General features: G+C 65.3%; 19 protein-coding genes and 3 pseudogenes. 11 read left to right on the forward strand and 11 right to left on the reverse strand.

From position 1 onward, the window contains the following. The first annotated feature begins 41 nt into the window (after positions 1 to 41). Positions 42 to 1,841, forward strand: coding sequence for a lipase family protein (locus tag ACFWPK_RS02285; protein ID WP_378912717.1), 1,800 nt, complete (start codon positions 42 to 44; stop codon positions 1,839 to 1,841). Positions 1,842 to 1,946: 105 nt separating this feature from the next. Here the strand turns inward: ACFWPK_RS02285 and gndA are convergent, their stop codons facing one another. Further along, a complete protein-coding gene (gene gndA / locus ACFWPK_RS02290; RefSeq protein ID WP_378912718.1) occupies positions 1,947 to 3,392 on the reverse strand; it encodes an NADP-dependent phosphogluconate dehydrogenase in 1,446 nt (481 codons plus the stop codon). Between the two features lie 93 nt (positions 3,393 to 3,485). After that, positions 3,486 to 3,713 carry a hypothetical protein gene (locus ACFWPK_RS02295; protein ID WP_378912719.1) on the reverse strand — a complete coding sequence of 76 codons (228 nt, stop codon included), beginning with the start codon at positions 3,711 to 3,713 and terminating at the stop codon, positions 3,486 to 3,488. A 3-nt stretch (positions 3,714 to 3,716) separates the two neighbouring features. Here ACFWPK_RS02295 and ACFWPK_RS02300 point away from each other — a divergent pair, with 3 nt between their 5' ends. After that, complete coding sequence (locus ACFWPK_RS02300; RefSeq protein WP_378912720.1) at positions 3,717 to 4,811, forward strand: multidrug effflux MFS transporter; 1,095 nt, start codon at positions 3,717 to 3,719, stop codon at positions 4,809 to 4,811. Positions 4,812 to 4,826: 15 nt separating this feature from the next. Here the strand turns inward: ACFWPK_RS02300 and ACFWPK_RS02305 are convergent, their stop codons facing one another. Both ACFWPK_RS02305 and ACFWPK_RS02310 read right to left on the reverse strand, forming a co-directional pair. After that, positions 4,827 to 7,142 (reverse strand): ATP-binding protein, encoded by a 2,316-nt coding sequence (locus ACFWPK_RS02305; RefSeq protein WP_378912721.1) that lies wholly within the window; start codon positions 7,140 to 7,142, stop codon positions 4,827 to 4,829. Positions 7,143 to 7,444: 302 nt separating this feature from the next. Beyond that, positions 7,445 to 7,603 (reverse strand): hypothetical protein, encoded by a 159-nt coding sequence (locus ACFWPK_RS02310; RefSeq protein ID WP_378912753.1) that lies wholly within the window; start codon positions 7,601 to 7,603, stop codon positions 7,445 to 7,447. On the opposite strand from ACFWPK_RS02310, the gene ACFWPK_RS02315 reads away from it, so the two are divergent. The 3 genes from ACFWPK_RS02315 (at position 7,551) to ACFWPK_RS02325 (ending at position 8,557) form a co-directional block, all read left to right on the forward strand. Next, the gene (locus tag ACFWPK_RS02315; protein ID WP_378912752.1) at positions 7,551 to 7,790 is read left to right on the forward strand and encodes an OB-fold domain-containing protein; all 240 of its coding nucleotides are present in this window, start codon (positions 7,551 to 7,553) and stop codon (positions 7,788 to 7,790) included. The genes ACFWPK_RS02310 and ACFWPK_RS02315 overlap by 53 nt on opposite strands. 117 nt (positions 7,791 to 7,907) lie before the next feature. Then, complete coding sequence (locus ACFWPK_RS02320; RefSeq protein ID WP_378912722.1) at positions 7,908 to 8,138, forward strand: type II toxin-antitoxin system Phd/YefM family antitoxin; 231 nt, start codon at positions 7,908 to 7,910, stop codon at positions 8,136 to 8,138. After that, positions 8,135 to 8,557 carry a type II toxin-antitoxin system VapC family toxin gene (locus ACFWPK_RS02325; RefSeq protein ID WP_378912723.1) on the forward strand — a complete coding sequence of 141 codons (423 nt, stop codon included), beginning with the start codon at positions 8,135 to 8,137 and terminating at the stop codon, positions 8,555 to 8,557. Before ACFWPK_RS02320 ends, ACFWPK_RS02325 begins: the two co-directional genes overlap by 4 nt. Positions 8,558 to 8,560: 3 nt before the next feature. Here ACFWPK_RS02325 and ACFWPK_RS02330 read toward each other — a convergent pair whose 3' ends face one another. Both ACFWPK_RS02330 and ACFWPK_RS02335 read right to left on the reverse strand, forming a co-directional pair. Continuing rightward, positions 8,561 to 9,541, reverse strand: coding sequence for a DUF6236 family protein (locus tag ACFWPK_RS02330; RefSeq protein WP_378912724.1), 981 nt, complete (start codon positions 9,539 to 9,541; stop codon positions 8,561 to 8,563). 621 nt (positions 9,542 to 10,162) lie between these two features. Beyond that, a complete protein-coding gene (locus tag ACFWPK_RS02335) occupies positions 10,163 to 11,389 on the reverse strand; it encodes a helix-turn-helix domain-containing protein (RefSeq protein ID WP_378912725.1) in 1,227 nt (408 codons plus the stop codon). A gap of 447 nt (positions 11,390 to 11,836) precedes the next feature. Between ACFWPK_RS02335 and ACFWPK_RS02340 the strand changes: the two genes are divergently transcribed. Both ACFWPK_RS02340 and ACFWPK_RS02345 read left to right on the forward strand, forming a co-directional pair. Then, a complete protein-coding gene (locus ACFWPK_RS02340) occupies positions 11,837 to 12,067 on the forward strand; it encodes a hypothetical protein (RefSeq protein ID WP_378912726.1) in 231 nt (76 codons plus the stop codon). Then, complete coding sequence (locus tag ACFWPK_RS02345; RefSeq protein ID WP_378912727.1) at positions 12,067 to 12,237, forward strand: hypothetical protein; 171 nt, start codon at positions 12,067 to 12,069, stop codon at positions 12,235 to 12,237. Before ACFWPK_RS02340 ends, ACFWPK_RS02345 begins: the two co-directional genes overlap by 1 nt. 446 nt (positions 12,238 to 12,683) lie before the next feature. On the opposite strand, the pseudogene ACFWPK_RS02350 reads toward ACFWPK_RS02345, so the two are convergent. From ACFWPK_RS02350 to ACFWPK_RS02365, 4 genes and pseudogenes are all read right to left on the reverse strand, one after another. Then, positions 12,684 to 13,682, reverse strand: a pseudogene (locus ACFWPK_RS02350) (IS481 family transposase). Positions 13,683 to 13,801: 119 nt separating this feature from the next. Further along, positions 13,802 to 14,476: a pentapeptide repeat-containing protein gene (locus tag ACFWPK_RS02355; protein ID WP_378912728.1), complete on the reverse strand. Its 675-nt coding sequence runs from the start codon at positions 14,474 to 14,476 to the stop codon at positions 13,802 to 13,804. After that, positions 14,473 to 14,622 carry a hypothetical protein gene (locus ACFWPK_RS02360; RefSeq protein WP_378912729.1) on the reverse strand — a complete coding sequence of 50 codons (150 nt, stop codon included), beginning with the start codon at positions 14,620 to 14,622 and terminating at the stop codon, positions 14,473 to 14,475. Before ACFWPK_RS02360 ends, ACFWPK_RS02355 begins: the two co-directional genes overlap by 4 nt. After that, positions 14,622 to 14,960, reverse strand: coding sequence for a WXG100 family type VII secretion target (locus ACFWPK_RS02365; RefSeq protein WP_378912731.1), 339 nt, complete (start codon positions 14,958 to 14,960; stop codon positions 14,622 to 14,624). Before ACFWPK_RS02365 ends, ACFWPK_RS02360 begins: the two co-directional genes overlap by 1 nt. Positions 14,961 to 15,153: 193 nt before the next feature. Here ACFWPK_RS02365 and ACFWPK_RS02370 point away from each other — a divergent pair, with 193 nt between their 5' ends. Together ACFWPK_RS02370 and ACFWPK_RS02375 are read left to right on the forward strand one after the other, a co-directional pair. Next, positions 15,154 to 15,675 (forward strand): helix-turn-helix domain-containing protein, encoded by a 522-nt coding sequence (locus ACFWPK_RS02370; RefSeq protein ID WP_378912732.1) that lies wholly within the window; start codon positions 15,154 to 15,156, stop codon positions 15,673 to 15,675. 216 nt (positions 15,676 to 15,891) lie between these two features. Next, the gene (locus ACFWPK_RS02375; RefSeq protein WP_378912733.1) at positions 15,892 to 16,677 is read left to right on the forward strand and encodes a LacI family DNA-binding transcriptional regulator; all 786 of its coding nucleotides are present in this window, start codon (positions 15,892 to 15,894) and stop codon (positions 16,675 to 16,677) included. Between the two features lie 198 nt (positions 16,678 to 16,875). Here the strand turns inward: ACFWPK_RS02375 and ACFWPK_RS02380 are convergent, their stop codons facing one another. Continuing rightward, complete coding sequence (locus tag ACFWPK_RS02380; RefSeq protein WP_378912734.1) at positions 16,876 to 19,140, reverse strand: protein kinase; 2,265 nt, start codon at positions 19,138 to 19,140, stop codon at positions 16,876 to 16,878. An 87-nt stretch (positions 19,141 to 19,227) separates the two neighbouring features. Here ACFWPK_RS02380 and ACFWPK_RS02385 point away from each other — a divergent pair. Both ACFWPK_RS02385 and ACFWPK_RS02390 read left to right on the forward strand, forming a co-directional pair. After that, positions 19,228 to 19,655, forward strand: a pseudogene (locus ACFWPK_RS02385) (class I SAM-dependent methyltransferase); the annotation flags it as partial. Positions 19,656 to 20,475: 820 nt separating this feature from the next. Beyond that, positions 20,476 to 21,033 (forward strand): annotated as a pseudogene (locus ACFWPK_RS02390) (transposase); the annotation flags it as partial. Positions 21,034 to 21,239: the final 206 nt, after the last annotated feature.

Raw genomic sequence — 21,239 nt, forward strand, 5'->3', positions numbered from 1 at the left:
ACGCAATGGCGGGGGCATCCGGGACCGAAGCTGGCTCGTCAGTGCGTAGCCGAGTGTTGGGGGCGGTAGGCGCGCTGTCGATACCGCTTCGCGCCGCGATCGGGATCGCGGCCGTAGGGGTGGGCGCGCTGCTGTTCTTCGCTCCCCTGCGAGTGCAGACCGTTGCCCTCGTAACCGGAGTCGGCTTCGCCCTCGTGGGGATCGCGGCGGCCCTGATCCCGCAGACTCGGGGCGGCGTTCCACTGCACGCACGGGTGCTCGGTGGCGTGCTCGTCGTATTGGGTGTCGCGATGGCGCTCTGGCCGAGTGCCGGGGCGCCGGGGCTCGCCTTCCTCATCGGGGCGGCGCTCATCGTTCACGGGCTGCTCGCCGCGTGGCAGGCTGTGCGCGGTGACGGCCGGGGCCATGTGGGCCGGGTGGGCAGTGTCGATCGGCGTATCACCGCGGGGCTCACCGCGGTCGCGAGTATCACCGTCGGCGTTGTCGCGTTCTCCTGGCCTGTCCTCACCATCGTGTTGTTCCGGTTCGGGGTCGCGGCGTGGTTCGTCTTCCTCGGGTTGCAACTGCTGTTCACCGCACTGCTCGAGCTCCGGGGGCACGGCGACGTCAACCGCCGTCGGCACCGAACCACGCGCGGCTGGACCCGCACCATCGCCGCCGCTTCGGCGCTCGTGATCGCAGTGCTGCTCGCCTACGGCAGCGTTCGGCTCCTCTCCGGCGTGCCACTGCCCGAACCCGGCGCCTTCTATACGGCGCCGGCGAACGCACCCACCGAACCCGGCCGACTGCTGCGCTCCGAGCCGCTCGACCAGGGCGTTCCCGACGGTGCGCGCGGATGGCGAATCCTCTATACGACAACGCATCCCGACGGCGCGGCCGCCGTGTCGAGTGGCACGATCCTCGCCCCGGAGCACCCGTCGGACGATCCGTACCCGCTGCTGACCTTCGCCCACGGCACCACCGGGATCGCGCCGAAGTGCGCGCCGTCGCTCGCCGCAGCGCCCTTCGACGACGGCGCCGGGACAGCGCTGCAGGAGATGGTGACCCAGCACGGCTGGGTCGCGGTCACCTCGGACTACATCGGGCTCGGGACACAGGGCACCCACCCGTACCTGGTCGGGGAGGCCGAGGCGCGCAACGTCCTCGACGCCTCGCGAGCGGCGCGGGAGTTCGACGAGATCTCGACGACCACCGACACCGTGGTGTGGGGCCATTCGCAGGGCGGCCAGGCGGCCCTGTGGACCGGGCAGATCGCGCGCGGTTACGCCCCCGAGCTCGACGTGAAAGGCGTTGCCGCCTTCGCCCCCGCCGCCGACCTCTTCGGCCTCGCGGAGTCCGACAAGACCGAGGTCGGCGGCAAGACCATCTCGGCCTATATCGCGACCACCTGGAATCGCCTCTACCCCGAACTCCGGCTCGACGAGCACCTGACCCCGGGTTCGGAGCGCGGGGTCGAGAAGATCCAAGACCTGTGCTTCAACGGCAAAGACGCCCTGCCCGCACTCCTGCGCGGCTCACAGATACCGAATCAGGTCTTCCCGGATCGCCTGCTCGACGGCGAATTCGGCACGAAGCTGAAGCGCCAGACCCCCGTCGGCCCCTTCCCCGCCCCGGTACTGGTCGCGCAAGGACTCGCCGACCCACTCGTCAAGCCTGCGCTGCAACAGAATTGGATCGATGCGCGCTGCACAGCGGGCGAGCCGATCGACTACCGCACCTTCCCCGGCCTCAGCCACATGAGCCTCGTAGCGGCCGACTCACCACTCACCCCGCAGCTCGTCCAGTGGACGCTCGACCGCCGCAGCGGCACCGCCCCGACCCCGACCTGCAACGCCGGGTGATTCGCACCCACGAGAATTCCGAAAAAGACGAATGGCCCAGCTCGAAAGCCGGGCCATTCGTTCACAGACTCGCCGGTGATCCTGTCCGGCGTACCCGCGTTCGGCTCAGCCCTCGGCAACCTCGCTGCGGTCGCCGCTCCACAGGGTGTGGAATTTGCCCTCGGCGTCGATGCGCTCGTAGGTGTGCGCGCCGAAGAAATCGCGCTGGCCCTGGGTGAGGGCGGCCGGGAGGCGCTCGGCGCGCAGCGCGTCGTAGTACGACAGTGAGGACGCGAACGCCGGGACCGGGATACCGAGCAGGGTGGCGGTGGACACCACACGCCGCCAGCTGTCGATGGCCGTCTCGATGGCCTCGCGGAAGTACGGCGCGAGGATCAGGCTCGGCAGGGCGGGGTCCTGTTCGTAGGCTTCTTTGATCCGGTTGAGGAAGCGGGCCCGGATGATGCAGCCGCCTCGCCAGATCGTCGCCAGATCGCCGGGGCGCAGATCCCAGCCGTATTCGGCGCTGCCCGCGGCGATCTGGTCGAAGCCCTGCGCGTAGGCGACAACCTTGGAGGCGTAGAGCGCCTGCCGGATGTCCTCGGTGAACTGCTCGACATCGGTGGGCTTGTCCGCGAGTGTGCCCGATGCCAGACCCACCGCGGCTTTGCGCTGGGCTCGGGAGCCCGACAGCGCCCTGGCGAAGACGGCCTCCGCGATGCCGGTGACCGGAACACCGAGATCGAGCGCGGACTTGACCGTCCAGCGGCCGGTGCCCTTCTGCTCGGCAGCGTCGACGATGACGTCGACCAGCGGCTTGCCGGTCTTCGCGTCGACCTGGGCGAGCACCTCGGCGGTGATCTCGACCAGGTAGCTCTCCAGGTCCCCGGAGTTCCACCGGGTGAACACCTCCGCGATCTGGCCCGCATCGAAACCGAGCGCGTCGCGGAACAGGTGGTAGGCCTCGCCGATCAGTTGCATGTCGGCGTACTCGATGCCGTTGTGCACCATCTTGACGAAGTGCCCGGAACCGTCGGGGCCGATGTGGGTGCAGCACGGGGTGCCGTCGACCTGCGCCGCGATCGACTCCAGCAGCGGGCCGAGCGACTCGTAGGACTCCTTCGGCCCGCCCGGCATGATCGCGGGACCGTTGAGCGCGCCCTCCTCGCCACCCGAGATTCCGGCGCCGACGAAGTTCAGCCCGCGTTCGCTCAGGGCGGCCTCGCGGCGGATCGTGTCGGTGTAGAGGGCGTTGCCGCCGTCGATGATGATGTCGCCCGGCTCCATCGCGGCGGCCAGTTCCTCGATCACGGCGTCGGTCGCGTCGCCCGCCTTGACCATGATCAGCACCCGCCGCGGCTTCTCCAGCGCCGCGACGAACTCCTCGACGGTCTCGGTGCGGACGAAATCGCCGTCGCCGCCGTGCTCGGCGAGCAGCGCGTCGGTCTTGGCAACGGAACGGTTGTGCAGTGCGACGGTGTAGCCGTGCTTGGCGAAATTGCGGGCGATATTGCTACCCATCACAGCCAGGCCGGTGACACCGATTTGTGCGCGCGCGGTGGGGGTCGGCATTGATCAGCTCTCTTCGTTGGGCGGTCGAGTGGGTGTGCGGAAACAGCTTCCGCGGCAGCGTGCCTCCGAGCGGCGCGCCCCTGGTAAGCCAAGCTACTTGGTGCCCGGACCGGACATCGCGCCGAGACGCGCGAGTAGCGCGGCGGCTTCGGTGAGTTTCGCGGCTTCCTCAGGAGTCATCTCGTCCAGGAGCCGCCGGATTCCGCTGGTCCACATGTCGTCGATCAGCCGATTGTTGTGCTCGGCCAACTCCGTTTCGTGCAGCCGGTACGAGCGACCGTCCTCGGGGTCGGCCCGCTTGTCGAGCAGTCCGCGGTCCACCAGATGGCAGCGGAATTCGGCACCAGCGCGTCAGCGATCCAGCTGACGCTCACCGCGTTCCTGATCGGTCTGGCCCTCGGGCAACTCGTCATCGGACCGCTGTCGGACCGCTACGGTCGGCGTCCGCTGCTACTCGCGGGCACCCTCGTCACCGCGCTTTTCAGCGCGGCATGCGCGCTCGCTCCCACCATCGAAGTGCTGGCCGGGGCACGCTTCATCCAGGGATTCGCCGGTGCCGCGGGCATTGTGCTCGGCCGGGCCGTCATCTCCGATCGGGCTCAGGGCGCCGCCGCGGCGAAACTGTTCGGCCTGCTGATCGTCGTCAACGCCATCGCTCCGATCATCGCTCCCCTGCTCGGTGGCGTCATCGTCGCGGGCAGCGGTTGGCGCGCGGTGTTCTGGGCGCTGGCCGCGCTGTCGGTGCTGATGTTCGTGTGCGTGCTGACGATGGTGCCCGAAAGCCACCCGAAAGAGCGGCGCACCACCGGTGGGGTCGCCGCGACCCTGCGCGATGCCCGCACCCTCCTGCGCAACCGTCGATACGTCGGCTACACGCTGGCCTACGCGTTCGCTTTCGGCGTGATGTTCGCCTATATCTCCGCCTCACCGTTCGTCCTGCAGGACCTCCACGGATTGTCGACCACCTGGTATTCGCTCGCCTTCACCGCCAACGCGCTGGGTCTGGTCATCTTCAGCATCGCCAACGGCGGACTCGTCGCCCGCTTCGGTGATCGCGCGACGCTGCGGATCGGTCTCGTGCTGCTTGTCGTGTTCTCGGCATCGATGCTGGTCAACAGCCTCGTCGGACCCGCGTTGTGGGCCACGCTCGCCCTGCTCTGGTGTGCGATGAGCAGCCTCGGCCTTGTCATCGCCAATGCCACGACATCGGCGCTCGGGCAGGCACGCCGAGCCGCGGGCACCGGTTCGGCCGTCCTCGGAGCGCTCCAGTTCCTGCTGGCCGCGGTGATCTCGCCGCTCGTCGGCATCGGCGGCGAACACACGGCCGTTCCGATGGCGATTGCCATGGTCGTCAGCGCGGTCGTCGCACTGGGCGCGCTCACGCTGACCAGCGACCGGTCCACCACCGAGGTCGCCTAGCGTCGGCGTGGATGGCTACGTTCGATGATGGGCGACCACCCACGCCGCGACCTGTGCGCGGGTCGCGAAGTGCAGTTTGCTCAGGATGTGCTCGACGTGCCCTGCGGCCGTGCGCTGCGAGATAACGAGTTTCTCCGCGATGGCCCGGTTGGTCAGACCCTCCGCGACGAGTTCGGCGATCTGCTTCTCGCGGCGGGTCAGTACGGCCATAGCGGCGGGAACCTCCGCCGCCGCTGACGGATCCTCCTCGAGGGCGTAGGCGAGCGCCGCGTCGATGTCGAGATCGCGGCCCCGGCGCAGCGCCACCTCGAAGGCGCGCTGCCCGAGCGCATTGATGGCGTACTGCTGCGCCTGGGTCTGGTGGTCGAACATCTCGAGAATACCGACCGCCTGGCTGCCCACGGATTCTCCGACCGCCATGGCGGCGCCGACGAGCACCGCGGCCCGCTGCGCCTGGCCCTGCTCGGCCGCGACAAAGGCCAAGGTCGCTAGACAGCTCGCGACGCTCAGCCCGTCCTCGATCATCCGGGAGACCCGCAGACTCTCCTTGACCAGCATCGATCCGCGCTCGAGGTCGCCACGCTCGACCGTCGTATAGGCGAGCTGTGCGATCGCATAGGACCGGTAGACCGACTCGCCGCGCGTGGTGGTGAGCGCCAGCGCCCGCTCCTGACAGGCCGTGGCGCGGTCCGCTTCCTGCAGCAGACCGCACGCGACGCCGAGGCCGAGCAAGGTCGACACCTGATGCAAGACATCACCGCACGCCTCGAACCCCGGCACGGCCCGCTCGAGCTGTGCCCGCGCACCGGTGAGGTCGCCGGAGAACAACGACAGCAAGCCGTGCGCACCATCGAGATACGCGGACAACACCTCGTCGCCGCTGCCCTCGGCCAACGAACGTGCCTGTTCGATTCGCGCGGACCCGGACTCGAGGTCTGTCTGCATCGCGGCCAGCACCGTCTCCGCGCACAGCGCCGCGATGTGCGGCAAGGTGGCCCCGCCTGGTCTCTCCAACACGCGCCCGAGCCAGTACCGCGCCTCACTGACCCGCTGCCGCGCGACCCAGAACTCGTACTGCGCTAGCGCGATCCGTTCGGCCGATCCCGCCTCGTCGGGCCCGGCCAGGCAGAACTCCATCGCCTCACGCAGATTGGGCTGTTCCCGGTTCAGCCGATCGATCCATTCCAGCTGTTTCGGCCCGATCCATTCGCTGTAGGCCCGTAGCGCCAGGCGTTCGAACCAGTCCCGGTGGCGGCGCTGCAACGCCATCTCGTCGCCGCCGGCACGCAACCGTTCCCGGCCGTACTCGCGCAGCGTTTCGAGCATCCGGTACCGGACGCCGCCCGCACCGCAGGTCTCACGGATCAAGACCGACTTGTCCACCAGCGAGCCGACCAGGTCGAGTACATCGCCGGGTTCGAGTCCGTCACCACAGATCGCCTCCGCGGCATCCAATTCGAAACCGCCGGCGAACACCGTCACTCGCGCCCACAGCTCTCGCTCACGGTCGGTCAGCAGGTCGTAGCTCCAGTCGACGCACTGGCGCAGCGTCTGTTGACGGCTCGGCGCCGCGCGACCGCCACCGGTCAGCAGTCGATATCGGTCGGTGAGCCGTTGCAGGATCTGCTCCGGCGACATCGCCCGCAGCCGGGCCGCCGTCAACTCGATGGGCAGCGGCAGGCCCTCGAGTCGCCGGCAGATGCTCGCGACGGTGATCTTGCTGTCCTCGGTCAGTTCGAAGCCGGGGACGGCAGAGCGCGCGCGGTCGACGAACAGCGCGACCGCGTCACAGCGCAGCATCGCGCGCAGGCTCGGCGACCTCTCCGCCCCTGGCACCGACAGCGGCGGCACCGGAACCACCACCTCCCCGCCGATGCCGATCGGCTCCCGGCTCGTCGCGAGGATGTGCAACCGCGGTGCGGCACGCAGCAGCGATTCGGCCAGCGAGGCGATCGCGTCCACCAGGTGCTCGCAGTTGTCGAGCACCAGGAGCAGATGGCGCGTGGCGACGAAGTCGACTAGCAGCTCCTGCGGCGTCTGGGCCGTCCGCCCGGTCAGTTTCAGCGCGGACGCGGCGGCCCCTGCCACCAGATCCGGCTCGCGAACCCTGCCGAACTCGACCAGCCAGACCCCGTCGTCGAACGCCCGGCGCACGTCCTCGGCCGCCCGGATCGACAACCGGGTCTTGCCCACTCCACCGATACCGGTCAAGGTCACCAGCCGCGACACGGACAACAACTGTCTGACCTCGGCGATCTCACGTCCTCGGCCGACGAATTGAGTCAATTCCGCGGGGAGATTTCCCAGCGCGCCCTGACTGGTTGGCGGCATCGAGCATGCCTCACATTCGGTGGAGGAACGGTCTAGAACGCCAGGTTACGCCGTGTTCACCACGACAGAACCCGATCGACCCACGGCACTGCCACCTGCCGAGTGCCGGCTTCAGAACAGACCGGTTTCCGAAAAACAGGTATATCGACCGTCCCCGCGAGGCCGTGGTCGGAGGACGCTGAAGCGAAGCCAATTCCCGGAGGTCCGATGTACCCACCCGATCCAGCCGCCAGCGGTAGAACCAGCGAAGACACCACGCGGCACGTGGAAGACATATTGATGATCCGCCGGTGCACCTGCTGCTACACGCTGTACGCGGCGGTGACTGTCGGCTGCTCGTCCTGCGCATCCGGCAGCCTCGAGTGGCTGCCGTCGTCGGGCGCCGGTTCGATCGTGTCCTGGCGGGTAGTGGATCGCGCCGCGACCGGAATGCGCGGCGCGCAGCCGCTGACGATCGCCATCGTCGAACTGGACGAGGGACCGTGGGTCTACACCTCCATCGAAGGCGAGCTCCCGCCCCGGAACTGCCCGGTGCGCGTCCAATTCCAGCCGTGTCCCAGGGACGACGGGTTCCCGGTATTCGCGGTGAGTGCCGGTCACCGAACGTCGGGCGACCAACACAGGTCCGCCAACCGTATCGACGCCTGACCAGGCTTGCTCCGGGCAACGTGTCGGCCACCTTCACCCCTTGGAACTATTTGCGGCGGCCACAAGCCGAGGTATCGTAGGTACGTACCTACATTAGGAGTCGCTGCAATGTCTTCGATGAGTGCTCGAGAGTTCAACCAGGATGTCAGCGCTGCGAAACGGGCTGCGACTGAGGGGCCGGTGGTGATCACGGATCGGGGCGAGGACGCTTTTGTGCTCTTGTCTATTGACGACTATCGACGACTGAAGGCCGACAGTCAGGATCTTGTTTCCCGGCTGAGCATGGATGACGAAATCGAGTTCGAACCGGCGCCACTGCAAGTGGAGCTGAGGGTCGCGGACCTGTGACTTTTCTCCTCGATACCAACGTCATCAGCGAGTTGCGCAAATCGTCACAGTCCGTGGACCCAGCGGTGCGCTCATGGGCGGCGCAACGGCGACCATCCGATCTGTTTCTGAGCGTTGTCACGATCATGGAGGTCGAAGTCGGCATCTGCCGGATTGAACGCCGCGACTCCGCCCAAGGCAGTCGGCTGCGCAGGTGGCTCGAAGACGATGTGCTCGACGTATTCGCGAACCGAATCCTGCCACTCGACCTGGCCGTAGGTCGACGCGCCGCACGGTTGCACGTGCCGGATCCTCGCCCCGAGCGCGATGCGATGATCGCGGCAACGGCGAACGAGCACGGTATGACGGTGGTGACTCGTAATGTCAAAGACTTCGAGCCGATGGACGTGCCTGTCATCAACCCCTGGGATCACACCTGACGGTCACCGGCGGTGGAGAAAATTGCGTGCGCGGGAAACCACATCCTTTGGTGAGAGGTCGCGTTTGAGGCCGACCAGATAGGAGACCGGCGATTCGTCACGCGCATCGCGAGACTTCTGCCGGGCGTCGGCGGTGGCGCCGATCAAGCATGCCGCCGCCGCACTCCCTGCTGAAACGACAGGAGGAAGGCCGATCTGATTCACCGCGGCAGCGACCAGAGCGGACGGAGTCAACGCCTTCATACCGAGCACTGAACGCACCGGTTGGAATCCGACGGTTCGCAGATCCGATTCGAGTTCCGCGACCCGCGGCTCGATCTCGCTGCGAACCAGCATGCGCAGGTGCTCTTGCAGGACGGTCGGTTCGTTGACCGTGGCAAGGTCGGCAAACGTGTCGGTGAGGGTGTCCAGGTACTTGCGGTAGGCAAGCTGCCTGGGCAGCAACCGCTCTCTGACCATCAGGATTTGCTCGAGCGGGATGCTGGCGAGGTCTTTCGGGATGACGGCCGTCACGGCGAGAAGTGTGAAAAGCCTGCCGACCTCGTCGGCGGTTGTTCCCGGGGATGAGTCACCGATACCGTCCAGGAGATACGCGGCCATCGTAGCGACCGACCAGTCGTTCAGTGCGGGAAGTAGGTGCCGCTCGTCGGTGATCGTGGCCATCCGATTCTGTTGTGCCAACCGCTCGGCCAACGAACACATGTACACCGCCGCAAGCTTGGGATGCATCCCCAACCAGCGGTGGTGCCTCACCGCCAATTCAGCATCGACCAACGCCTCGGTGAGCGTCCAGACCATCTTGTGTTCGTGAATCCACTCGAGACCATCAAGACCCTGGCCCGCGCAACGACTGTTGGCCAGGTAGCCATAGCGCGGCATCTCACCCAGGATGCCTGCGATGCCGTACTTCGACCGCAATTCATCGGCGCGCGCACCGACAATGTCAGCAAAGGCATCGGCCACTTCTTCCTCGACGTTCGCCACCGCGATGTCCAGGAGTGTGCCTGGATATGCCTCAAGCGTCGAATGGACTGCGCCAGGCAGGCAACCCCGCCACGGCCCTACCGATTCCGGGTCGTTGCCCCATCCGCCGTATCCGTGATCGCCGTCTCGAGGCACCATGCGCGCAATCCGCGGCCAGTGCAAGAGCGCCGACTTCAGCCAAGTCTCGTCTCGAATCCAAAGGTGCGGGTAGTACAAGGCAACGTCCGACACGACCGAATTCCCTTTCAACGCCACATGTTCCAAGCAGGGTGATCTGAACTGGACCGGCCCATCGTACGTGCCGAAGCAATGACATGACCGTCCGATGCGGTCGCTGGCCGGAACGGGCATTCGTAGCGCATGACGCAGGCCGTTTACGGGCATCACCGACGACCGTCTGTCCGCTGTCGGCGGCGCTCTCGAAAGTGGACCTAAGGGGACTCGAACCCATGACCCCACACTGCCAGTGTCGCAAGGGATTTCCAGCGGGCGGGGCTCCGTCCATCTGGCCCAGGTCAGGGGCGGTACGCAGTTCGATGCGTACCGCCCCTTCCACTGTGTTTCTGCCTGTCTTGGCACACTGGGGCACAGCGGAACACCACGCTCACCTGCGCGGCAAGGTCATGCCGTGACGCCCAATCGACCGGCCAACGCACGCGATTCCCGTTCGGTGATCCGACCCCCATGCGTGACCAACTCGCCCGCCAGGGACCGCGCCAGCGGATGGCAGCGCATGGACTCTTCGCTCACGGCTGTGCCGGTGCGCAGCGCGCCCAGCGTCCCCAACCAATCGCGTTGTTGGGCGTAGGCACGCGCCAGTTCCAGCCACAGCCGTGCCCGCCGGTCGATCGACGGCACGGAATCGGGGTCGACCAGACTCGCCGCGTCCAATGCACCGCCCGACTTTCGCAGCTCCACCTGAACGGACACGGCCGATATCTCGGTGTTGGCCACGCCGAACAGCGTCCACGGGTGCGCGCTGCCGGTCGGCATCGCCTTCGCCATACCCATAGCCTGATCAATGCCGCGCAGTGCATCGCCTTCGCGGCCGATGCGGGCGGCGGTGATCGCGCCGTGAAGCTGGCAGGCACCCCAGAGCGCACGCGCGTCGGCGTCGTCATCGAGCTGAGGTTCGAGCAGGGCGACCGCATCGGCCGCCAGGCGATACGCATCATCTTCGCGGCCCGTGCTGCGCCAAACGTTGCCGAGTACCCACGATGCGGACGCCAGAGTGACCGGGTCGTCGGCAATCTCGGCTGCGGACATGCACCGGTCTGCGGCAAGCCAGAGCAGCGGGGCGTCAGCGACCCACGCAAGCACCTGTTCTGATAGTGCGTACGCGCCCGACAGGGCAGCGGCGGCGGCCCGGCGTTCCTGCCCGTCCAGGGTGCGCAGCGCCCGGCGGCCATCTCGGATGAGTTCGGGCAGCATCGCACCGGCGTCTGCCCGGGGCGTATCGGAGGTGTGCCACAGCCTCCACGCGCGTTCGACGCGGGCGGCCAGTTCGGCGGTATCGACCGGCGATGGGACCGGTGTCAGGTCCACGCCCTCGATGGCCTCACGGATCGCCGGAACAACGGGATGCCCTGCGCGCCGGGAGATGCCCACCAGCAACTCATGCTCCCCGGTGATCTCGGTCAGGTCCCGCACGCCCAGTGCCTGACCGATGCGCAGCAGCATCTCCAGGCCGGGTGGGTGCTGGAGCCGGCCTTTCTCGACATCACGTAACCAGTCCTCGGACCGGCCGACCAGACCAGCGACAACGGCACGTGTCCGGCCAGTACGCGTGCGGATTGCTTGGATGCGTTCGCCGATCGCCTTCACGGCGAGTTCGTCAGGGGTCGACATAGCGGCCTGCCTTCTTCGCGGGTTGACCACTCGCAGAGACCCCTGATAGGTCGACGGGGGGTGCGGATCTCCGCGAGGAGGTTCCTCCCAGGATAAGGCCCGGTAGGCGTGCCACACCACGATCTGAGGTAGGGGGAATCCCCCTACCTCGCACGGTGGTTCGCGACCACCGGACCCCGGTACGTGACAGACGCACAGTTCACACAGCCCCACCGCCGGGGTATGCCGGGCAACGCTGCTCGGCACATCGGGCGTAGCGAGCAGCGTCGACGATGGCGAAAGCTCTGCGGCGGTGGGCGCATCGACAATGACCCACAGGGGACCCGTGACACTGCCCCAGCGCACGCCGCACACGAAACCACCGCACCCGGTAGAAATCGCGCCACCCGAAGTGATCCGGCGGCTACTCGCCGCGCTCGATCGGTGGGAACCGAAGCGGCGGACATCGTGAGCGGCCCGGTACAACCCCGCCTGGACGAACTGACCGAACGGGCCGCGCTGCGCTCGATGGCGATCCGCAAGGCGCACGAACCGCCTTATGGCTGGGAGCTGTACAGCCCGTTCCGAGTGGTCGTGACGGGGTCGCTGGACAACGTGGCCGATTGGCTCACGGCGGCCGAAGCGCGCGACGATCAACCGCCGGTGCTGAACCTGGCAGGCGAGCGGGCGGACGGGTGATGACGGTGCTCGGTTTCGCTGTCGCGATCGGCCTGCCGCTGCTCGTGCTGTTCGGGGTGATCGTGTGGCCCGAACCCGTCGCGCCGGAGCACACGGTAGACGCGGTCCGGGCACGCCTTGAGGCGGAGACCGAGGGCCGTCGCGGTCATCGCCGACCGCCGCCGTGGTGATCGGCCGACCCGCTGTGATTGTTCGAACATTGCTACGTACCAGTGCTCGCCGAACGGGCCGCTCAGCGGGTCTGGACCTCTGTGAGTTCTGTCCTGGCGGGGAAGGGAAGGACGAATTCTTGGCCGACATCTCCGATGGCGTCTGAGACCGCGGTGGTGACGATGATGCGGTCCTCATAGAGTTGCCGGATTCGCACCATGTGTCCGCGGTAATGGAATCGGTTCGCAAGGAATCGCAAACCGCGGTACTCGAGCGCCTCCTCGGCGTCGCCCCAGTCCGAGACCTGATCAAGGAACCAGCCCAGACGATCGATGGGAACGAGGTCAGGAGCCTGAGACTCCAGATCGATCCAACCGATGACTTCACCGTCCTCACGTCAGTGCGGGATCCAGTGGGCCGGAATGGATTTCATAGTCATCAGACTATCCGGACCGGACTGGTCCAACTAGGTGTATGAGGCCATGACGTTGGTGACGCCCGCGCGGAGGCGGCTGGCTGGTGGCTGGTTCCTGGCAGCCGAATGCGGACGATGGTAGTTGTAGTGGATATTCCAGATGCCGAAGGCGTGGGCCGTTGGCGTTCTGAGGTCCATTCACGGACGTAGAGGAACCCCTCGGCCAGGATCCGGTTGTAGCGCTCCACTTTCCCGTTGTGACGCGGCGTGTAAGGCCTGATCCGCTGATGGCGAGCACCACGCAGGACGGTAGCGAAGTCGGCGGCTCGGTAGCAGAAGCCGTTGTCGGTGACGATCCGCTCGAGGAAGACGATGCCGTGCGCCCCGAAGAACGCTCGTGCTCGGTCCATGAATCCTCGTGCGGTCACGGCCTTTTCATCGTCGAAAGCCTCGGTGTAGGCCAGGCGGAAGTAGCCGTCGACCGCGGAATGCAGGTAGACATATTCGGCTTTGGCGCCGCGCCTCTTGCGGTTTCGACGGTCTTGGCCTGGGCGGAGTCGCGGCCGTGGGCGGGCCAGCCGCCGCCGTCGGGGATGCGGCCGACTTTCTTGACGTCGACATGGACCCTGTGGACAGGTCGTTGGGCCACGATTCGGCGTGGTATGCGGTTGTTCTCGCCGGTCGGGTCGATGAACCGTCGCCGGTTCAGGCCCAGATGCTGCAGCTGCCGCGGGACGGTGGTGACTGCAATATCGACTCTGTCGCACCGTAATTCGTGTGCGATGCGTCGTGCCGGCCACTTCTTGTCCCGGCACAGCTTCTCGATCCGAGCCACGACCTCGCCTGCTGTCGCGGTGGGCTGATGCTGCGGGACGCTGGAACGGTCGGCCAGGCCCAGCTCACCGAACCGGCGATATCGGTTGACCCATTTCGAGGCGCACTGACGTGAGATACCCATCTCCGCGGCGACGTGGGCGATCGGGCGGGTACGGCAGCGGGCCACGAGGCGGCGACGGCCTTCGATGGAAAGTAGGCATTACGGTGGGTCACGGACGGGTCTTCCCTGTCGAGCGGACGAAGGATGTGGTGTTTTCCATCCTGCCGCCGGGAGATCCGTCCCCTTCATCTCGCCCCTACGTCGGCGTCAACAACCTCATGACCCACAACAGTTAGCGAGTAGATACTTTCATATCAGGCGCGCCACGGGCCGCGAACCACGCCTGCAATTCCTCCCCGTCTAGCAGCCGGCCATCGTCGACAAATACCGGTCCTACTATCTCGCCAATCGCCCCCTCAATCAGCACCCCAGCCATTCGCGCGTCAGAGAGATATGTACGACTCGGGCCGAACTGACATCCGCGCATATCGGCTGTTTCCAGATTGCAGCTTCCGAGGTTTGTTGAGCTGAGCTGGGCATCGACAAGGTTGGCACCGAACAGTTCAGCGCCGACGAGATCGGCCCTGAAAAGATTTGACCGCGAAAGATTTACGTGCGGGCCATAGATCTCTACAGCCTCGACTTTATGCATGTACGATCCCGATAGGTCAGCTCTCTTCATGCTGACGCCACTAAGCACTGCTCTGTTCAGGTCCACCCTCGCGATCACCACAGAATCGAGGTTTGCGCCGAAAAGATACGCTTCTGACAAATCCATCCCCACGAGGTTGGCGCCCGCGAAGCTCATCATCGGAGCAGCAAATCCCACCGAATTGCCGTGGGAACGCTCCCGAATATAGCGTTGCAGGGCAGTGTGCGTATCAGGATCCGTCGGCCAGGCCGTTACCTCAAGCGAGTAATTCTTCGGATCGTATTCATCGAACGCAAATTCAGTCACATCGCTCATCCCTGCCAGTTTTGTTGGATGGTGGCGATTCGGTGGTTGATGCCGTCGAGGCTTTCGGCGAGAAACCCGATGAATCCGTTGGCGCGGCTGACTAGCCGGTCGAGTTCATCGGTATCGAAGGTGAAATCGCGAGCGTTGTCGACCATTACAGGTTCAGTTTCGGTAGGTCCAGCGACGAAAAGTTCGTGGCATTGGATATATCTCGGTCCGCAATGGTCTTACTTGCCACGCCGAGACGTTCACCCATGGCCGCGAGTGCGTCCAACACCGTGGCAGCACCGTCCTTGGTGCCTGTCCAGCCATCACCGAATGCGTCTGTGGCCGCACCCTTCCAATTATCAAGGACGCTCGTGACCTCGCGGTCGAGCGAATTGAGTTCGTTGATCAGTGAAGTGGCGACCTGCTCGACGTAGACGCCCGCGTCAGTCACCTCGGCGGGAACAATCGCGAAATCTGTTCCCGGCGTATCCTGCTCGGTTGACACACGAGCCCCTCCTCACGACAACATCGCAAAGCCTAGGCACAGCGGAGCCAGGGAGGCAACAGCGTCGACCTCACCAGCGGCGGACCTCTTGCTGGGTGTCACGCACTGCCAGCCTGCCAGGGTCAAGTTCCTTCCCGGGACGCCGCGTCGGCGGAACTCTCGAAAGCGGTTAGGACACAATGAGGACACTTCGATGGCGAACGACATCGGTCAGGACAAGAAGAAACCCTCTCCGACGCAAGTCGGAGAGGGTTTCTTCAAGGTGGACGTTGGGGGACGCTACTACAACATAAACGCACAGGTAGACACAATCCAGGCACTGTTGGCGACGCTTCCAGACCCTGGAGTCCCGACTCCACCACCAGCGGGCCGGGTTGCAGCCCGGCGCGCACACCAGCTACAGCGCCGACTGACCGACGCTGACCGCGGCGCGATCATCGCCGCCTACGAAGCCGGTTCATCCGACAAGCATCTCGCCGTCGAATGGCAACTCGCTAAAGCCAGCGTCCTGACGATCCTCCGCACCGGCGGCGCAAACATCCGAGAACAACGACGACTCAGCGACGACGAGGTCAACTACGCCATCACCAGGTACCACGACGGCGAATCACTCCAGCGCATCGGCGAGCACCTCGGCGTCGCCCACACCACCATCCGGACCGCGCTCGAACGCCGCGGTGTCCCCCGACGCGACACCCACGGCCAACCTAGGTAACCACCGCGTCCACTCCGAAGGAGCGGAGAACCGTGGAGAGAACGGTAGCCGACTAAGCGTATCCCCGGATCCGATGCTGAGGTTCCCTAGCGTGGGCTGCGCCTGTCAGGTACTGCTCGTAGCAATCGGGGCTGATTCCACCGATCGACGAGTGCCGTCGGCGATTGCTGCACCAGCTGACATGTCAGTGACACTTCACTTGGTACGCTCGGTGGCATGGCACGAACGCAACCGGAGTTGGCTCGCCTCGCAGGCGTATCACTGTCTACCGTTGCCCGCTGGATACGAGACCCGAACTCCGTTCGCGAGGAGAATCGGATCAAGCTGGAGCGAGCCGGTTCAATGAAGACGAAGCGTGCTGATCCAGAGGCGGAAAAGTACGATCGCGCATGGAGCGGATCCACACTCCTCACTCCAAGGCAAGCTTTCATCATTGTCGGCACGATCGATTTGTGGCAGGACTACTTACGCGCGATGGCCGACAGCTGTGAAATTGATGAGATATCACCTTTCGACTCGATCGATCCCCGCGCACTCTTTCCCATCGCAGGGAATCAACTGTGGCTACGGCACGCGGGCACAGCAATGCGAAGCCACATCAAAATGCTGACCCACGGGTTGCATCCGGTTGAGCATCCGCACTCGTTTTTCGACGAACTCCTGTTCGCCTTCGCGGTGGCCGACGCCCCCTCGACCGAGGAGCAGTATCGCGAGGCCGAGGTAGAGATGCCAGGCGAGATACCGTTGGGCAGCGACGAAGACTTTATCGACGACGAAGAAGAAGATTCCCCATGGGATGATTGGGAATCGTTGATGGGCAGCATCATTCTCGGCCGCTCACCTGTCTGCGACGCATTGTCAGCCATACTGCCGTTCGATAAGGTGGATCCCCACATCGGCCAACCGGATATCAGCGATGTGGACATACCCCACCCTTTCGAATGGTTTCACAACGCGATTGACGGCTGGGGAACCCGCCGCGACACCGAAGGCGAAGCCTGAGTTACGACGGTCGATTGCAGCTGTGTCAGCTTCACAGCGGATGCGCGGCTGCGTCGCGACAGCCTCCGGATCGCAGACCCACCGACCGAGTAGCAACAGCTACAACTCGCATAGCCGGTGGACCCGCGATCGGGGCCCAGTCAAGGCCACTGCCGTCATTAGAGGGATATCATGCCGCCCGGCAAGTGCTGACGCCGCTCACTGAATGGTCACCTGGATGCCGGCAACGCGTTCGAGCGCCTGGAGATCCTTCTCGATGACGTCGAACAGCAAATAGACGAGCACGAAGCCGACGATGCCGCCGACACCCAGTATGCGGACCGCCCAGACAACGGATTCGATTTCTGTCCCTGGCAGGAAGGTGATACCGGTGACGCCGACCAGCGGTATCGCGGCTGCCACGGTGAGGTAGAAGCCGGTGCGCCCAGCGAGCCTGCGGAGGTGGTCGACGTCGGCGGTGTCGGAACGCCCGCGTACCAGGAAAATTGGATACAGGCACCGCACCACGTACCAGGTGATCGCGAAGTACGGATACGCCACCGCGATTGCGCCGCACACGACGACCGACAGCAAGAAATGCGCGTATGTGCCGCTCGGAACGCCCCCGGCGATCAGATTCAGCAGCACCGGGAAAACCACACCGCCGAGAACCCAGAACCCGAAAGCAATCCACGCCACCCGGTTGCCGAGCCGTAGCGCGTCGATGCGTGCCCGAGTGAGAGTCTCATCGAGAAAGGTCCATCCGAAGCGCAGACCTACGAGTACTAGAATGAGGCGGCGCGAAATGTACAGAATCAGTATTGTGGCGACCGCAATGGCAAGCGGATACAGCACCCCCGCGACATAGTTGAAGGACTGCTGAGCCTCGGGGGTGAGTTTACTGACGATGAGAGTTCTGTTGTAGTAATAGTTGTACCCGGCCGCGACCACGTTCGGTACCCCGATCGCTATCGCGATAATCGGTATCGGCCACAGCGGCCCGGTCGGCCGGCGGCTGCGCTGCGGCGCATCCACCAGATCCCGGGCCCGAGAGTCGAGGCACAGCTCGAATTGCTGGGCCAGCTCCGCACCGTGGGCCCACCGATCCTTCCGCTGCGGCGACAGGCATGTCAGCAGCACTCGGCGCAGCGAGGCCGGGCAGTCGGCGGGCAGATCGTCCAGGAATTCCCGCGCGATCGGGCGGCGCCGCACTTCGAGCAGCTGCTCGACGTATTCTTGTGAATCCTTCGCCTCGATCCGGGCAAACGGTCGTCGCCCGGTCAGCAACTCCCACAGCACGACGCCGAGGGCGTAGATGTCGCTGCGCGTGTCGAGATCGTCGACAGTGCCGGGCAGCGCGGGGTGGCTCGCTTCGAGGTGCTCAGGCGACATGTAGGCGAGGGACCCGCCGAAGTATTTCACCGGACTGCTGCCGGCGAGGTGATCGCTGAAGCTGATGTTGAAATCGGCCAACTTCGGCACCCCGTCAGCGGAGAGCAGGATGTTCGCCGGCTTGACGTCGCGGTGCAGCACACCCCGCCGCTCGGCGTAGTCCAGCGCCTCGGCGAGCCGACGTCCCAGCCAGGCCACCGTCTCCGGCCACGACAGAGCGGCGATCTCGTCACGCACGCCGACGCTCGAGGTACGCATCTCGCCTTTCTCCGCCAACGCCTCGTCGACGGCGTCCAGAAGTAGCCGTCCACCGCGTTGCTCCGGTGCGGTCTCGCGGACCCGTTTCAGCACCGATTCCAGCGTTCCACCAGGCAGGTACTGCATGTACATGAGTTTCAGCACGCGGTCGGGCAGCAACCGCTGGTCGTACACCCGAACGATGTATTCGTGTTCCAACTGGGCGAGGGTCTGGGGTTCAGTGCCATGGTCGGCGGAAACCTTCACCGCCACCAGTCGCTGCATCGAGCGTTGCCGAGCCAGAAACACCCTGGCGAACGTGCCGTGGCCGAGCTCGAGCACCAGGTCGAAGTCGTCGATCCGGTCCCCGGGCTCGAGCTCCTCACCGGCGATCGGCACGCTCGGCCGCTCCATGAGCGTGCTTTCGTACGGGTCACCCGGCCGGAGGATCACATCGAGCTCCTCGGCGTACTCGGGGTATTCCCGCACGTACTCGTCGACGTCGACCTGGACGCCGACGCGACGCAGAATGTGGAACTCCTCGTAGAGCAATTGCCGGGGCATCGGGCCGGATCGCAGCTCCGGAAACCGTACCCGGTAATCGGCGAGCCGCTTCGGACGGTCGTAGCGCAGCCAGCGGTACTTCAGGTCGACCTTGATCAGTCCGATCAGCGAGGCCCGGCGGACCGTGTCACCCTCCAGCGCAAACTTCGCCGGATCGGGTGGCGTTCCAGCCGATTCCCATGCCGCCGTGAATGCCTCGACCACGTCCACAAGCCGCGCCTCATCGCTCGCTGCCCGATCGGCCAACGGATCGAAGGCAGCGGTTTGATCGCCTGCCGGTCGAGCGCCCATCGCAGGTCACTCCGAGGTGAAACTCCGCCGCATGATCAATTTTATCGCGCTCCCCTCAAAACCAGCCCCAACTGCCTTGGCCATTTCACCGCGATCGAGCTGGCCCGCACCGAGGCCACCCGCCGCGGCCTGGCCAACGCCTCCTTCGAGGTCGCCGATGTCACCTCCTTCACCGCCTACGACGGCCGTTTCGGCACCATCGTCGACAGCACGCTGTGCCATTCGATACCGGTCGAGTCGCGGGCGAGCTACCAGCAGTCGATCGTGCGCGCCGCCGCACCGGGCGCGTCGTATTTCGCGCTGGTGTTCGACCGGGCCACCCTGCCCGAAGTGCCCGTTCCGGGGCCATCGCCGGTCACCGCCGACGCAGGCCGGCGCGAATCCATGGCAACATGCCAGTCGGCGACTTCGGGCCGACGGCCGACGGCCCGAAGTTCCGGTTCGAGGGCATCCGTGACGAGCCCAGTGGCCGCAAGTCGGTTCCCGCCTGGCTGCTGTGCGCCCACCTGGGCTGATCCCTCGACACGCCAGTTCGCGGGCACGACGAAACGAGAACGGCTCATGCTCTCCATGAGCATGAGCCGTTCTACGAGTGGAGTGGAGCTAAGGGGACTCGAACCCCCGACCCCCACATAGAGCGTCATGAGCCCGCCGGCCCGGACAGGACCGGTGCGCGGAGCCCAACCCCAACGAGTAGCCCAGCGCGGCGACCGCCGTAACCGGATAGGCAAATTGACGTACTCGCGAATCATGCTCGGTCGCAATGGAAGTCCGACGCATTGATCGCAACTTTCGCGGGGGCCAAACCGCGCGGCACCTATCCGCGGGTTGCCACGAGACCAGCAGCAGACACTCGGCCCCTCGCTGATCGTTGGTCAGAACGTTAATCCCCCGCCAAACGACAGGAAAGCGGCCCGGTTCCCCTCGCCGAGATCGTCAGGAGCAAACGAAGGGGGCTGACCAGCACAAAGAGTTAAACCCACCGACGACCCCACCTTCAGTTCTCGAACAATCGCCTCTCGGCAAAGCCTGACACCGATGCCACCTCGACGACGAAAGCGCGGGGTTACCGGTGGGCCCGCTCAAGTCTTGCACCCGCCGACTCCTTCCCGACACGGCACACCGCCGACGCTCTGCGATCAGAGCTTCTCGATCGCAATGTGGCGTCCAACCATGCACGCGGGCGCCCTCGGCGAGGTTGCGTCCAATAGCGTGGTGTACGACCCGACCAGCGGAGCCGCCCAGCTCCGAGCGCGTGTCGTAGCCGGAAACGAGGTGGTCACCGCGTGACCCTTGAAGAGACCGTCCGAAGTCACTTGAAGGAGACATCACGCTATGACCGATATTCAGCGTATCGACCCGAGCAAGCCCTTCGACACCCAACTCGCCGCGGCCAGCCCTGATCTGCTGCGGGACATGCTCTAGCTTCGTGCACACCATCATGAACGCCGAAGCCGACAGCCTCTGCGGCGCCGACTACGGGCAACGCAGCGAGGACCGAGTCAACTCCCGAAACGGCTACCGCCATAGAGATTTCGATACCCGCGTCGAGACCATGGACGTGGCGATCCCGAAGCTGCGGTCGCGAACCTACTTCCCCGACTGGCTACTCGAACGCCGCAAACGCGCTGAACGAGCCCTGACCTGACCTCGGTGGTCGCGACCTGCAACCTACTCGCAGTATCGACCCGGCAGATGGAGAAACTCGTCGAGTCTCTCGGGGTCACACAGTTGTCGAAGTCGCAGGTCTCGATCATGGCCGCCGACCTCGACACCCAGGTCGAAGCATTACGCACCCGACCCCTCGATCAACGCCCTTACACATTCGTCGCCGCGGACGCCCTGGTGTTGAAAGTTCGCGAGAACGGGCGCGTGGTCAATGTCCACGCCCTAGGTCATGTCTCCCAATCGAGTTTCCGGTTCTCGTCCGATAGGTCCTCGGGTGGGGCATCATGTTCGCCGTGGCGGCGACTGTCGGTGATCGGCATCAGGTTCTGACGGACTACCAGTGGGAACTGCTCGAGCTGTTGTTACCGAAATCCGATGGCCGGGTGGGCCGTAACTTCTCCAACAATCGCCTGGTCGTGGAGGGGATGTTG

It is taken from the genome of Nocardia sp. NPDC058519, assembly GCF_042719755.1.
In the GTDB taxonomy this organism is placed as follows: domain Bacteria; phylum Actinomycetota; class Actinomycetes; order Mycobacteriales; family Mycobacteriaceae; genus Nocardia.

Coding starts and splice junctions, on each gene's coding strand:
- ACFWPK_RS02380 (WP_378912734.1), bottom strand. CDS start 19,140: ATGGGCGCTCGACCGGCAGGCGATCAAACCGCTGCCTTCGATCCGTTG.
- ACFWPK_RS02310 (WP_378912753.1), bottom strand. CDS start 7,603: ATGGCGATCGTCAGCGGCTGCGCGCCGCGCATTCCGGTCGCGGCGCGA.
- ACFWPK_RS02355 (WP_378912728.1), bottom strand. CDS start 14,476: ATGAGCGATGTGACTGAATTTGCGTTCGATGAATACGATCCGAAGAAT.
- gndA (WP_378912718.1), bottom strand. CDS start 3,392: ATGCCGACCCCCACCGCGCGCGCACAAATCGGTGTCACCGGCCTGGCT.
- ACFWPK_RS02300 (WP_378912720.1), top strand. CDS start 3,717: ATGGCAGCGGAATTCGGCACCAGCGCGTCAGCGATCCAGCTGACGCTC.
- ACFWPK_RS02305 (WP_378912721.1), bottom strand. CDS start 7,142: ATGCCGCCAACCAGTCAGGGCGCGCTGGGAAATCTCCCCGCGGAATTG.
- ACFWPK_RS02320 (WP_378912722.1), top strand. CDS start 7,908: ATGAGTGCTCGAGAGTTCAACCAGGATGTCAGCGCTGCGAAACGGGCT.
- ACFWPK_RS02345 (WP_378912727.1), top strand. CDS start 12,067: ATGACGGTGCTCGGTTTCGCTGTCGCGATCGGCCTGCCGCTGCTCGTG.
- ACFWPK_RS02335 (WP_378912725.1), bottom strand. CDS start 11,389: ATGTCGACCCCTGACGAACTCGCCGTGAAGGCGATCGGCGAACGCATC.
- ACFWPK_RS02360 (WP_378912729.1), bottom strand. CDS start 14,622: ATGGTCGACAACGCTCGCGATTTCACCTTCGATACCGATGAACTCGAC.
- ACFWPK_RS02375 (WP_378912733.1), top strand. CDS start 15,892: ATGGCACGAACGCAACCGGAGTTGGCTCGCCTCGCAGGCGTATCACTG.
- ACFWPK_RS02370 (WP_378912732.1), top strand. CDS start 15,154: ATGGCGAACGACATCGGTCAGGACAAGAAGAAACCCTCTCCGACGCAA.